A 13,605-nucleotide genomic window follows, 5' to 3' on the forward strand; every position below is an offset into this window, starting at 1 on the left:
TATTATTTATTATTTCTATAATATTCTTTATTTTCCTTCAATTAATTCAGAATAATAACTTTTACCATCATGTAAATAAGGAAAATAAGTGAGCTTTTCCAGGGAGTTCATTAAAGCAAAACCAAGGATTCTACTAGGTATAACGGCTTATAAAACTATATACAAAGGAATTTTTTTCTAGTAAAATATGTGTGGAAAAGTATTGAAGGAGAATGAGGATGTCAATTAAAGAGTTACAGATAGAAACATTAAGAAAGAAAAATAGAATTACACTGATTATGTTAATCATTTCAGTTGTTCTAGGTGTGGTTGTTGAAGCAAGTTTAGGAAAAACACTGCAGCTTATTTTGACAATCGCTATAGGTGGAGCGGTCCTATGCTCCATTATCGCATTTTTACATCTATCCAAACGATTAACGAAACAAATCGCTTATTTAGCGATAGTTGGATTAACTATTATTCTTGGAATGATCATATTAATTAGTCCCTCTGAGAATAATCTATCACTCATTTACTATTTATTAGTATGTTCGGCCCTGTATATGAATATTGTTCTTTACCTAATGGGAACAGCTTTTGGTGTGGGATTATTGACCTTTGCCTTTGCTTTAAATGGCGAGCTCTATTCCTCTGATATTTCCACTTATTTATTGCTATTTTCTCTTGCTGTCATTGTGTTGTTTTTTCAACAAAAAATTATGGGGAAGCTTGAAGCGGATCTTGGAAAGATGCAGACATCTGCGGAAGAAAAGTTGGAAAATGAATCTAAACATCGCATAATTCTAGAGGAAAACTCACAAATCATAACTAGTAATATGCAGATGGTAGAAGAACAATCAGAATCAGAAAAACAAATGACGATAGAACTTAATGTTGCGTTGCAGGAGATTGCTTCAGGTACACAGTCGCAAGGGAACGCTATCACCAATATTATGAATTCAATTGAACGTACTGCTAAACAAGTAGATTCAATGAATGAACGTGTGCTGCAAATTAATGAATCGACTGATCAAATGACAGGTCAAATAGAAGAAGGCCGCTCACAATCTCAAATAATGAATGATCAGATGCAGGAATTTAAACGTTTTATTGAATTGATGGAGAAAGATATGAACCAATTAAGTGAAAATATTGAGTCATCCCTGAGCTCTATCCAAGCTATTCAAGGAATAACTGCACAAACGAATTTGCTTGCTTTGAACGCATCGATTGAAGCTGCCAGAGCTGGAGAAGCTGGAAAAGGTTTTTCCGTTGTAGCAGAAGAAATTCGCAAGCTTGCGGAAACCTCAGATAAAACAGCCGTTCAAATTTCGACTACTTTAAATCAAGTGCATATAAACAATCAAGAAACACAGAACCAAATGAATCTCGTATCTAGTAAAATGGATGAAAATATTCAAGGAACGGTGAAGAATCAATCGATCTTTGAATCAATTCAGTATTCCATTCAACACCTTCAACAAGAAGTTCAATCATTTAGCGGTGTTGCCAAAAATATTGATCAAGAAACAGATGCGATAGAAGTAGCAGTAAATGAATTTGCTTCTATATTAGAAGAAGCTTCCTCCTCCATGGAAGAGATTTCTGCAACTGTTCAATCCCAAACCAATAACAAAGAACAACTATCACGCTTAATTCAAGAAACGAATCTTGCTACACAAAACCTTTCGAATCTTTTAAAGTGAGCTCGGTAGTTGGCCATTAAAAAGGAGTCAAAAACCATGTCATAACGACGTGGTTTTTTGACCTTATGGATTATTAGAGGCTCGGTTCCCTGCACATTACGCCACTTTATTAGAAAACATTCCGGCACTAAAATAAGATGCAGTTATGAATAAATAGATGATAATTGTTGTTATCGTTACACTAATAGAAGTTGTAGAAATAACCCCAATTAAAATAGCAAGCAGTGCTAATAAAGCTATTAATGTCGTAAAAGGAAAAGAGCGAACAGGATAGGGAGCTTTATGTGTCTGTTTAATCCGAGATTTCAAATGTGCCATCGCAATAATGATCCAAATACATAAGACAGTATACCCTAGAGACCCCATTAAATAGTTAAAAGTCTTGCTCCCGGCAAATAGAGAAATGAGCACTCCAATATATAGCGAAGAGGTACAGGCTAAAATCGAATAAACAGGGACTTTCTTTTTAGAAACCTTTGAAAATAGTTTAGGAATATTTCCATCTACTGCTTGTGTATAAAGCACCCTTGACGATGAATATAGCCCAGAATTCATTGAAGAAATAACAGCTAACAAGATAATGGCGTTCATAATGTGATCTGCATATGGAATTCCTATCAAGTTAAACACTGTCACAAACGGGCTCTCAGGAACGTCATTCACTTGATTCCAGGGGATCAGGCTCACAATTACAAAAAACGGCAATATATAGAAAGCAATAATCCGTGTTAATGTGCCTTTCACAGCTTTCGGTATCGCCTTTTCTGGATTTTTTACTTCTGCTAAAGTAACACCTATCATTTCAGTACCGCCATATGAATAAATGACTACCAGCATGGCCATAATTAATCCTTGCATGCCATTAGGGAAAAACCCATCGTGTTTGGTCAGATTAGAAAATCCTATCGCGGCATGATCTTGAAATGGTACAAATAAAATGATTAAGCCAAATATGATAAATAATACGATTGCACTGATTTTTAATAGGGCAAGCCAGTACTCTGTTTCAGCAAATAGCTTTACTGAAAATAAGTTTACTAAGGTCACAATAGCAGAGACGATTAAAGCAAGTGTCCAAACGGGTACCCCTGGGAGCCAGTACTGTATAAATATAGCTGCTACCACTGATTCTGCTGCAATATTTAACACCCACATTTTCCAATAAATCCAGTCAAGAAAATGAGCTGCATAATTGCCTAAAAATGGTTGAATTAAATCACGAAATGTTCGGGCTTGTTTGTTTTTTATTGCCATTTCCGCAAGTCCACGCATAATAAAAAATAAGATAATTCCTCCAATAAGATAAGCAACAATTACAGCTGGGCCTGCCATATCGATGGCTGTACTGCTTCCTTTAAATAATCCTGCACCGATTGCTCCTCCCAATGCCATCATCATAATATGGCGTGATGTCATCGTTCGCTTTAAATTCTCTTGTCTGCCATCCATTCTTTCAAACCCCCTACTCTTAGTTGTAAGCATATAAAAAAGCCTATCATCTCTTAAAAGAGACGATAGGCTTTAGGCCAACCGCGGTACCACTCTTATTGACTCCTTTTATTATTGAGTCCAGCTTAGCGCAAAGTATATCTTGCGAAACCTTTTAACGCAGGTTAATCGTTAGAACCTAGATAAACATATCGTATTTCGGCTCAACCACTCCCAGGCGAGTTCAAAGTGTCATGTGACTGCGTTCCACCAACCCGCAGCTCTCTGCTCATCATGAACAATCTTCTACTATTCCTAATCATAGTGTTTGTTATTTTAATATGCGACGTTATTGGTAAAATAATATATTGCTATAATATACAAGCTGAAATACTTCATGTCAATGAATAAAATGATTTTTCTAATAAGTAGTGAGGGAAAATAACTTCTATCATTGCAGGATCTAGCCGTATGAGAATAGTACAATCTACTTTTGAGAAATTTAAATAATATCACGATATTTGAGGAGATATCCCTATTTGGAGATAAGTATGGTTTAAATAAAGAATAGATTGAATATTTGTTTATTGTTACTTTTGTATTATAAATCGGGTTTAATATATATGGTATAATTAACAATAAATGACTAGTTTTAGGAGGCGGTTAGATGGTGAATTACTTGATAGGTGATATTCTTAAATCCTTCCGTGAATACAAAAAATTATCCATTTCAGAGCTATCTGACGGTATATGTACAGAAGATGAACTTATTTCTTTTGAAAAAGATAAAGCATACCCGCGTCTGGATACTGTTTATAAATTAGCAGATAGACTAAATATGGATGTTTCATATTTTTTCAATGTAGTTTCTGAAACTAGAATAAATTATTCAACAGCAGTAATACAGCTAATAGAAAAATATAAAAGAGAACGTAATTATCATGCAATAGATAATATTGTACATCAAGAAATGGGCAATCCCTTGTTTAGCCCTCCGTTACTTGCTCAGTACATTAAATGGCATGAAGGAATTTGTGTTTTTTATATTGAAAAAGATTTAATTAAAGCAGAAAGTATTTTAAATGAAGCCATTTCAATTACAAATCCAAATAGAATTAATCTGACGGAAAGAGAAACGGAAATACTGAATAGTATCGCGATACTATATTATGAGAATAATGATTTTCACAGTGCTCTTCCGATCTATTTAGAAGCTCAAACTAATTTAGATAAACTTCCGCATATTCTTAATTCAAAGGTGAAAATAAGAGTATTATTTGGTTTATCTCAAGTATTTACTAAATTAGGGTATTATGAAGAGTCAATAAAGTATTGTCAAAAAGGAATTGACCTTTGTATAAATGAAGAGTCATTGTACTGTTTTAATGAGTTTCACTATCAAATGGGTGATAACTATATTAAATTAGGAGAAAATGAAAGTGGTAAAAAGTATCTGGAGGAATGTTTGCACTTATTAAAATTAGAAAATAAAACAAGATTATTAGAAATTATGGAGAAAGAAGTGGAAAAATTATCAATAAATTGCTAATATTAGTATTAGTAAGAAAATACAGAAAAGGGTGGTGAAATTATGAAAAAGATTTTTGTAAAGAGTCTATTAACTTTAGGAATCTTATGTGTGGGGCTTTTGGGCACAGGTGCTGCTGCTTTTGCTGATTATCCTCCACAACATAGTATTAGCTCTGTAATCAAACCTTTTGACTATCCCCCACAACATTAAACTTTGAATTAGTATGATTACCGAACAAAAAGATTCCCGCCAAACTTATTTGTTTAGTGGGAATCTTTTTTCTTTTGGTTATGATATATTTTATTGTTGATAAATAGATAAAATCACTGAAGTATAGGGATTTTAATGTGGAAAAATGAAGAAAGCTTAGATGGAGCCTTAAACTTTGTTTTAGGCTGGAAAAAACTTTCGGACAGATGTTCATATTTGTCTAGGTATGTTGTTGTAAAGGTAAATGAATGCATATTTGTGACAAAGGTTTTCGTTGGATGAGACTTATGAGTGAAATGGTTCGTGAGCTCATTCAAACAAGGAGATAATTGATATAATCCATACCCCTATCACAAGTAGAAAAAACCACCAACCCATAAATTTTAGGAACTTTTTTAGAAAAGGCTTCTCAGAAAATTTATCTGAAAAGGAACTCACTTTTAAAACTCCTTCAGGATGCTTCAGCAGCATATAAGAAAAAGTGCCGAAAATTAAAGTGAATATTATTGCGATTACAAACATTTCCATTAGAAACAAATCCCTCCTTTTAACATATTTTATTATTTTAGAAGAAAATTTTATAAATAATCTTTAAGCTTTGAATAACTTTAATTGGTGTTCAGTGTAATGTAAAGTACGATGATTAGGTAAATTTTAACGATATTTATATGACTGTCTTATACAAATATTTAACAATTTATTTCTATATTATATAGAAATATTAAGATATTAATAGTAAAATCTTCATTATATGTAAATATTAGGAGTGATTTAACTTTGAAAAAAATTGTTGGCTTATTGACAGTGCTGCTTTTGATCGTCGTTTTATTTTCGCCTTTGGAAAGTGCTCATGCTGAAAAAATAATTGTTAAATGGGGGAAAATTACGCTCAAGGAAGGGCATATAGGGAAAGTAATAATCAACAAGGATACTCCACTATATAAATTTGATAAAGAAAATAAACTAACTACTGTGCGTACCTTAAAGAAGGGCGAGGAATACGGAGTCTATTCTAAAAAAACGGATAAAACTCATGGTATCTTATATGGCCTTGGATCAAGTCAATTTGTAAAGGACTCGAAATCAATCACTTATCAAACACCCTCTAAAGAAAAGAAAGAACTAGTAGGAAAAGAAAGAATTTGGCTAAGAAACCCTGATTTTTATGAAAACAACAAAGGGGAAATTGTAGACTTGAAAAATTTACAAGAAGCCATTTTAATAAGTTCGGAAAAAAATCCTGAGCTTAGCACCTTAAATATTAAAATTAAAATCGAAGATAAATATTTTACATATCAATACGTAGACGAGACGTTTATTGAAGCAAGTTATATAACAAAGAATCCATTTAATACATTCAAATTTTCCGATACAGTGTGGAATCTTATCAAAAATGAAAAGGTACAGACAGGGATGACAATGGAACAAGTATTATTGTCCTGGGGGTACCCAGACGATGTAAATAGCTATGACTCAGATTATATTGCATTAGAACAGTGGGTGTATGGGGATATACTAGACGGTGCCGCTATTTACCTGTACTTTGATAATGGCATCGTAACATCATGGCAGGAGTTCTAATCATTATTGATCTTCTACTAGGTTGTAATTATTCATGTTAACTCTAAGATCCTTTTGGTTAAAAAGAATATTGCTTATGTGGCCGCGATGTATGCGGCTATTTTTTATTATTCTAACAGTTCCTCAGTGAGACTGATCTAACTTAAACCAACTTTTGATATAAAATCAAGTAATTATCATTCAATTCAAACATAATAGTAAGAATATCCTAGAGGAGTTTCCCTAATTTGTATCATTAATTAAATGGTAAATTATGCTATTCTGCAATTATCAAATAGAATTGGAGGTAATAGACATGAAAAAGCATATTGCTATATTGTTGATTTTATTGCTAGCAATCTCTACTCAAGCTTTTGCATCATCGCATAACTATATTCTAACAAATGATGAGAAAGTCGAAGTTATCGAAAAGACGAAAGTGACTGATGCCAATGAAGTTTCAATGGAAACAGAGTTACAACTAGCCAATCATGATTCAAGAGAAAAACTAGAACCTGAAAGATTGGAGGAAATATCAATTAGTCTTGATGATGATGATTCGTCAATTGTTGATAAACTCTGCTGGGTATGTACAAAATATGTACATAGCGAAGATCCAAAGTTCTATGTTTGTGTTGATGGATATTGGAGTAAATATTGCAGAATTCAATAAAAGGAAAAATCGGCTCAGCTTATCGCTTTGCCGATTTTTTAGATTGGCTTTGTAATATAATGATTTAATGAATGGACATACTCTAAAAATACTTTGCTTTTTTCTTTTGGAACATAATAATATTTATCTTTGTTCAGTTCTCTTAAATATACTTCTCCCTTTTCTTCCCAAACCTTAATTTTTAAAAGATCAGGTCCTTGCAGTGTAATCAACAAGTCATAAGATGGATCAGTTATAGGTTTAATCTTGCTTATTTCTGCATTTTTTAGCATTTCAAACACAATTTCACTCCAATTGTCGTCTTTTATTATAAACGTATTTTTCTGATTCTCCTCTTCACCTGGTAAAAAAGAAGTACCTAGCTTTGAAGATGCCAATCCCATTTGGACAATTTCTTTCCCTTCAATACTTGCCATTAAGCTAGTACGATTATTGAGATTTGTTGCGGTAAATATAATAAACACAAATAGAAAACAAGCGGCGAGCGAGACCATACCTGTTAAAATTTTTGGAAATACTCGTCTCTTTGTGTCAGATTCCCTGCTTATCTCGCATTTAATTTTTTGGAAAGTTTGCTGTTTTTGACGGCTTGAACGAGGAATTTCATTTAGCTCCTGAAAGGAGAGCTCACTTTCAGATAACTTCTTCATTGTTTTCCCTCCTTTTTATCAATTCCTTTTTTAAAGCAGCTATGGCTCTTGAAGTTGTTATTTTTACTCTGTTTTCATTCCAGTTTAATATTTCAGCTGTTTCTTTTATGGAAAACTCTTTTATTTTCCTAAGAATAAGCACTTCCTGATAACTTAGTTTTAAATGACGGATGGCCTCGTATAAAATGGTTATTCTTTCACCTTTCATAACAATCTCTAACGGCGTCTGTTGATTTGACTCAAATTGATACTTTTCTATTGAAAAAAAAGTTAACAAACGCTTCTTCCTTAAATAGTCAATCGTCACATTTCTGGAAATGCGGAAAAGCCATGTAAATAAATGAGATTTGCCATTAAATTGATCCAAATTTCTGTAAGCCTTAATAAAGGTATCCTGAGTTAAATCTTCAGCCACCTCTCTGTCATTTACAAGGAGGTATATATAACTGAAAATTTTATCACTATATTCTTGGTATAGTTTTTCAAAAGTATCTACAGAAATTTTTTCCATTTCACCCGCTCCCCTCAAGCATATTGTTAGACGAATAAGATTGAAAAAGGAAAACACAATATGAACAGATTTTTTTTTGAAAGCATGACCCTCGAAGTCACATAGTAAACCCTCTTAGAAAGGCAAGGAATTTTGATTCATGATGCTTGTCTTATTCTATGCCAGAGGGTAAACAAGATGATTCCACTTTTCGTATGTAATATTGTCTACCATACCAATCGGTAGAAATTTTTCCTAGTACCTTTTTTCCTTATATTCATGAAGAGAAGGTGAGTTTATTTCTATTTTCCTATACATGTTGAGAAAGTAGGAAATTGGATTCTTTTTTCATTAAAATTTGTAACTAAAACTTTAAGTCTGTTACTTTTAGTTTTCAAAGGCATTAATTTTTATTTTCAAAAAAGTTACATATCTTATTAACTATTTCAATTAAATTTTTTCTAATAAATGTTTCGATAGGTCAAAAGACTTGGTGTCTAAAGCTCCCTTTCGTAATAACCATGAGACTTTTATGAAAAAATACCTCTACATTCCTTCTTCTCATTTTTTATGATACAAAACTCAAATTATAGATTTTCTATTGGAAAGAGAGCATTTTCAGCTAAGTAGAATGATATTTAGCTGAATCTTTTAGACTAAATGTCTCTTTTACTCCTAATACATTCCTCTCATTTTAAACTGGTACACTTTTCCTTCGTGTGTATTCGACAACTTTCTTTTTTTTTATTAGCTAAAGTTTCAGTAACAAGGGGTCCTTTCCCGCAACTGGAGGTGGTTATTTTCTAACAGGAAAAAGTGTTTATTAACTGCAATTAAACAAATTGATGAGGAGGAATTTTTGTGGGAAAAAAAAGAAAAGTACGATTCCGTTTGCTGTCTATCCTGTCGGTCGCGTTTTTAATTCTCCCACTCATGTTTCCTAATATGGGGCATGCAGAAGGAAAGAGTTCACCGCACACTTCTCTAAAGAAATCATCGCTAGAATCGACCAAAAGCAAAATTAGCAGCAGATTACAAGATGAATTCGATAAACAGGATCAAGTTACATTCTTAATTAAATTTAAGGAACAATCTGATCCTGCAGCTGCGGCAAAAAAGGCTGAAAAGAATGCATTAAATCAAAATCTTACTCCTGCAAAAGCTAAATACATGAAGCGATCAGCAGTCCTTTCCGCATTAAGATCAACAGCTATTGAAACTCAAGGATCTGTAGCAGATTTCCTCCACAAGCAAGAAAAAGAAGGCAAAGCTAAAGAAATTCAATCCTTCTATATTGTCAATGCTATCGCAGTTACAGCAACAAAAGATGTTATGGAACAAGTTGCTGCCTTCCCAGAAGTAGAAAAAGTTCTTCCAAACGAAATTAGACAACTTCATATCCCAGAAAAAGTTGCAGAAAAACCATCTATGCAGCTTGGAAAGGAACCAAAAGCGAATACAAATGCAATTGAGTGGAACATCGAACGTGTTGGTGCACCAGCTGTTTGGGAAATGGGTATTGATGGTTCAGGCACAGTTGTTGCTTCCATTGATACAGGTGTACAGTGGGATCATCCAGCATTAAAAGAAAAATATCGCGGCTATAATCCAGCCAATCCAAATTCGCCTACACATGAATTTAACTGGTTCGATGCTACTGCAGGAAGAGCAGCAGCATATGATGATCAAGGTCATGGAACACATGTAACGGGTACAATGGTGGGAAGTGAACCAAATGGTGCGAATCAAATCGGGGTCGCTCCTGGTGCAAAATGGATTGCCGTTAAAGCGTTTACAGCGAGTGGCGGATCAGATAGTGATCTACTAGCTGCTGGTGAATGGATATTAGCACCAAAAGATGCTGCGGGAAATCCACATCCTGAACAAGCGCCGGATGTTGTTAATAACTCATGGGGTGGAGGTCCAGGGCTTGATGAATGGTACCGTCCAATGGTTCAGGCTTGGCGCGCAGCGGAAATCTTCCCTGAATTCTCAGCAGGAAATACTAGAGCAGGAAATCCTGGTGGACCGGGTTCTATTGCCAACCCAGCTAACTATCCAGAATCATATGCTACAGGTGCAACAGACATAAATAATGGACTAGGAAGCTTCTCGCTTCAAGGCCCATCTCCATATGGAGAAATCAAGCCTGATATTTCTGCACCAGGTGTAAATATTCGCTCATCTGTCCCTGGAAGCATCTATGAAGGCGGCTGGAATGGAACTTCTATGGCAGGACCGCATGTTTCGGCAGTTGCGGCATTGCTTCGACAAGTTGATTCAAGCCTAACAGTGGAAGAAATCGAAGAGATTTTAATGACAACAGCTACACCGTTAACGAATGGAACATATCCGACATCACCAAATAACGGTTTCGGATCAGGTCTCGTTAATGCTTTCGATGCGGTTTCCTCTGTTATTTCCGGTCTTGGAAAAATCAAAGGGCAAGTGGCAAAAGAAGGCAATGATGATGAAGCACCACAAGTGGAACATCATGCACCTCAGGAAACATACGCAGGAATGGACCTGCCTCTAGAACTGAAGGCAACTGACAATGTTAGTGTATTGAATGTTGTCCTCGAATACTTAAAATCGGATGGCAGCTGGGCGACTGTCCAAGCAAGCAGAGTTTCTGGAGATTACCAAGATGGAACATATACGGCAGCCATTCCTGGTGATGATATTGCTGTTCCTTCTGTATCATACAAATGGAAAGTCAATGATTTCGGTGGAAACGAAGTTGGAACAGATACGTACCAAGTTTCCGTTAAGCCTGGCATCACTGTGGGCTATTCTCAAGATTTTGAATCAGAACCAATTGGCTGGACATCATACGGAGTAAAAAACAGCTGGCAATGGGGAGTGCCAACTTCTGGACCAAGCAAGGCCGCATCTGGTGAAAAGGTGTTTGCTACTAACCTCGCAGGAAACTATGATGCCAGTGCAAATATGACTTTAGTTATGCCGCCAATTGATCTTCCAGAAGGTAACGCATTCTTACAATTTAAACAATGGCATAACCTCGAAAGAAACTATGATTATGGCCATGTTTTTGTCTCTACTGACATGGAAAACTGGACGCAAAAGCTTCGCGTGAATGATATCACAGCTGATTGGATTAACGGTGAAGTAGATTTAAGCGAATATGCAGGCCAAAGAATCTATGTAGGTTTTAACGTAACAACTGATGGTTCTGTAGTTAGACCAGGCTGGTACATTGATGATGTTCAGCTTGCTAACACACCGCTTCAGGCTACTAATAAAGCACAGCTTGGCACGACAAAATCAGATACTGCTAAAAATGACTCGAAAGCCACATTAAAGGATGAAAAAGTCGATCCAAACAAAATTGAACCTAAGAAGGATGCGATCGTAAAGGACGAAGGCAGCCAAAAACAGCCTGCACCGGCACTTCTTCCATTAACAGCTGAGGTAAGTATTTTAGAATCTGGCAGATCTGTGTTTACTAAACCTCAAGATGGAACATATGAATTTACACATGCATCAGGCAGTTTTACTGTTCAGGCGGAAGCATATGGCTATCGCTCACAATCTCAGACTGTAAATGTGCCGCAAGATGGTGAAGTAACTGCAAACTTTGTCCTTGAAGAAATCCCACAAGGAACTGTGACTGGAACTGTTACAAACGAAGCTACTGGGGAGCCAATTTCAAATGCAACGCTTCTTTTAGTTGAGGATGCTGCTGTTCAGCCAGTAGAAACAAATGCAAACGGTGAATATTCATTAACAGCTTATGAAGGTACGTATACATTAAAAGTGATGGCACCTTCATACTATAGTCAAGAAATCGAGGTTACGATTAGCGAAGGCACAATTGAACAAAACGTACAGTTAAAGCCATTTATCGGATACCCTGGTGAAATTGGCTATGATGACGGAACAGCCGAAAATGCCCGTGCATTCTACGATGCCGGAAATGGCTGGGCGGTTAAAATGAGTCTAGCAGCAGGACAGGAAAGTGCCATGGTTACTGGTGGATTATTTCGTTTCTGGGATACGGAATGGCCAGTTCCAGGAGGTACTGCATTCAAGGTTGAAGTCTATGATGCAAGCGGTCCAGATGGAGCCCCTGGTAAAAAACTTGCCGGACCATTTGATGCAACTGCTCTAAGAAACGGTGAATGGACACATGTGGATTTAAGCGAGCATGGAATCATGGTAAACGGTGATTTCTACATGGTTTACATTCAAAGTGCAATTAATACAAGTTCTCCTGGCTTAGCGACAGATGAAAATGGACCAAATGCGAAGCGGAGCTGGCAGCTAGTTGGTGGAGCTTGGACTCCTTCTCCAGAAGAGGAAGGGAATTATATGATCCGTTCCACAGTTAACTATGAAGTGACAGCACCAGTTATTACCTCTCCTAAAGACGGAGACTATACAAAAGAAGGTACAGTGAAGGTCGAAGGTACAACTTCACCGGCAGCAACCGTTAAGATTTTCAATAAAGGTGAAGAGATTGCCACTACTGAAGCAACAGAGGCAGGAACCTTCTCAGCAGACGTTTCATTGACAGAAGGAGAGAATATCCTTACTGCAAAAGTTACAACAGAGTTAGGATCAACCGACGCTTCTAATCCTGTAAAAATCATTTTCGACCAAACCAATCCTGAACTAGAAATTATTTCACCAGAAGATAAGTCGCAATCGAATAAGGAAACTGTCACAGTGGAAGGAACGGTTTCTGATGAGCATTTAGACTCTGTTAAAGTAAATGGGCAAGATGCGAAAATGACAGACGGAAAATTCTCTCTTCGCATCCTGTTAAATGAAGGGGAAAACATTATTACTGTTGCAGCTCAGGATAAAGCTGGAAACACAGTTGAGAAAACAGTAACCGTTCATGCTGTTTACACTGCTCCAGCAATTGAAAACCTTCTTCCAACTGAAGATAAAGAATTGAAGAAGGGTGAGTCTGTTAAAATTGAGTTTGATAGTGCACCGGGGCTAAAAGCAACCTTTGCTATTAGAATGCCTTTAACAAATGCGGGTGATATCGCAAATGCAACTGAGCTCCCTATGATGGAAACTGCTCCAGGACATTATGTAGGTTACTATACAGCCACTTCAAATGTAAAAGCGGCCGGAGCTGAAATCGAAGTGAAAGTATCTGATGACTTTGGCAACGAAACACGTAAAGTCGCTGATGGCAAGCTGTATATTAATGAGAAAAAGAAGGAAGAAGATAACAAAGATGACAACAAAGAAGAAAAAGATCCTGATAAAAATGAAGAAAAAAACGGAGATAGCCTTAATTAAGTAATCTTCGTCAGGCCCATTCATCTGTAATGGGCCTGTTTTATTGTGAAAATGAAAAAACTCTGAGATGCACTATGGCTCTAAGAGTTTTTTATGCA

At 35.9% G+C, this 13,605-nt stretch carries 9 protein-coding genes and 1 other annotated feature; of the genes, 6 read left to right on the forward strand and 3 right to left on the reverse strand.

From position 1 onward, the window contains the following. Positions 1-218 precede the first annotated feature (218 nt). Positions 219-1,685, forward strand: coding sequence for a methyl-accepting chemotaxis protein (locus tag FI644_RS13960; protein WP_181758121.1), 1,467 nt, complete (start codon positions 219-221; stop codon positions 1,683-1,685). A gap of 96 nt (positions 1,686-1,781) precedes the next feature. Here FI644_RS13960 and FI644_RS13965 read toward each other — a convergent pair whose 3' ends face one another. Then, the gene (locus tag FI644_RS13965; protein ID WP_142108516.1) at positions 1,782-3,134 is read right to left on the reverse strand and encodes an amino acid permease; all 1,353 of its coding nucleotides are present in this window, start codon (positions 3,132-3,134) and stop codon (positions 1,782-1,784) included. Positions 3,135-3,189: 55 nt separating this feature from the next. Beyond that, positions 3,190-3,445: a binding site (T-box leader), on the reverse strand. A 335-nt stretch (positions 3,446-3,780) separates the two neighbouring features. On the opposite strand from FI644_RS13965, the gene FI644_RS13970 reads away from it, so the two are divergent. The 4 genes from FI644_RS13970 to FI644_RS13985 all read left to right on the forward strand — a co-directional run bounded on the left by FI644_RS13970 (position 3,781) and on the right by FI644_RS13985 (position 7,087). Further along, complete coding sequence (locus FI644_RS13970) at positions 3,781-4,662, forward strand: helix-turn-helix domain-containing protein (protein WP_075209218.1); 882 nt, start codon at positions 3,781-3,783, stop codon at positions 4,660-4,662. A gap of 42 nt (positions 4,663-4,704) precedes the next feature. Next, the gene (locus FI644_RS26335) at positions 4,705-4,854 is read left to right on the forward strand and encodes a hypothetical protein (RefSeq protein ID WP_156319076.1); all 150 of its coding nucleotides are present in this window, start codon (positions 4,705-4,707) and stop codon (positions 4,852-4,854) included. A 777-nt stretch (positions 4,855-5,631) separates the two neighbouring features. Continuing rightward, positions 5,632-6,435 (forward strand): hypothetical protein, encoded by an 804-nt coding sequence (locus FI644_RS13980; RefSeq protein WP_142108518.1) that lies wholly within the window; start codon positions 5,632-5,634, stop codon positions 6,433-6,435. A 295-nt stretch (positions 6,436-6,730) separates the two neighbouring features. Next, positions 6,731-7,087, forward strand: a complete 357-nt coding sequence (locus FI644_RS13985) for a hypothetical protein (RefSeq protein WP_142108519.1) — start codon at positions 6,731-6,733, stop codon at positions 7,085-7,087. A gap of 38 nt (positions 7,088-7,125) precedes the next feature. On the opposite strand, the gene FI644_RS13990 is transcribed toward FI644_RS13985, so the two are convergent. Further along, positions 7,126-7,737: a hypothetical protein gene (locus FI644_RS13990; protein WP_142108520.1), complete on the reverse strand. Its 612-nt coding sequence runs from the start codon at positions 7,735-7,737 to the stop codon at positions 7,126-7,128. Next, entirely contained in the window at positions 7,721-8,248 is a 528-nt protein-coding gene (locus FI644_RS13995) for an RNA polymerase sigma factor (protein ID WP_053474534.1), read from the reverse strand. The genes FI644_RS13990 and FI644_RS13995 overlap by 17 nt, the downstream gene beginning before the upstream one ends. A gap of 840 nt (positions 8,249-9,088) precedes the next feature. Between FI644_RS13995 and FI644_RS14000 the strand changes: the two genes are divergently transcribed. Further along, a complete protein-coding gene (locus FI644_RS14000) occupies positions 9,089-13,507 on the forward strand; it encodes a S8 family peptidase (protein ID WP_053474535.1) in 4,419 nt (1,472 codons plus the stop codon). Positions 13,508-13,605: the final 98 nt, after the last annotated feature.

This window comes from Cytobacillus solani (genome assembly GCF_006704205.1).
In the GTDB taxonomy this organism is placed as follows: domain Bacteria; phylum Bacillota; class Bacilli; order Bacillales; family Cytobacillaceae; genus Cytobacillus; species Cytobacillus solani.

What these genes read in the sequence shown, in the direction of transcription:
- FI644_RS13960 (WP_181758121.1), top strand. Translation starts at nt 219, where the DNA reads ATGTCAATTAAAGAGTTACAGATAGAAACATTAAGAAAGAAAAATAGA.
- FI644_RS13965 (WP_142108516.1), bottom strand. Translation starts at nt 3,134, where the DNA reads ATGGATGGCAGACAAGAGAATTTAAAGCGAACGATGACATCACGCCAT.
- FI644_RS13970 (WP_075209218.1), top strand. Translation starts at nt 3,781, where the DNA reads ATGGTGAATTACTTGATAGGTGATATTCTTAAATCCTTCCGTGAATAC.
- FI644_RS26335 (WP_156319076.1), top strand. Translation starts at nt 4,705, where the DNA reads ATGAAAAAGATTTTTGTAAAGAGTCTATTAACTTTAGGAATCTTATGT.
- FI644_RS13985 (WP_142108519.1), top strand. Translation starts at nt 6,731, where the DNA reads ATGAAAAAGCATATTGCTATATTGTTGATTTTATTGCTAGCAATCTCT.
- FI644_RS13990 (WP_142108520.1), bottom strand. Translation starts at nt 7,737, where the DNA reads ATGAAGAAGTTATCTGAAAGTGAGCTCTCCTTTCAGGAGCTAAATGAA.
- FI644_RS13995 (WP_053474534.1), bottom strand. Translation starts at nt 8,248, where the DNA reads ATGGAAAAAATTTCTGTAGATACTTTTGAAAAACTATACCAAGAATAT.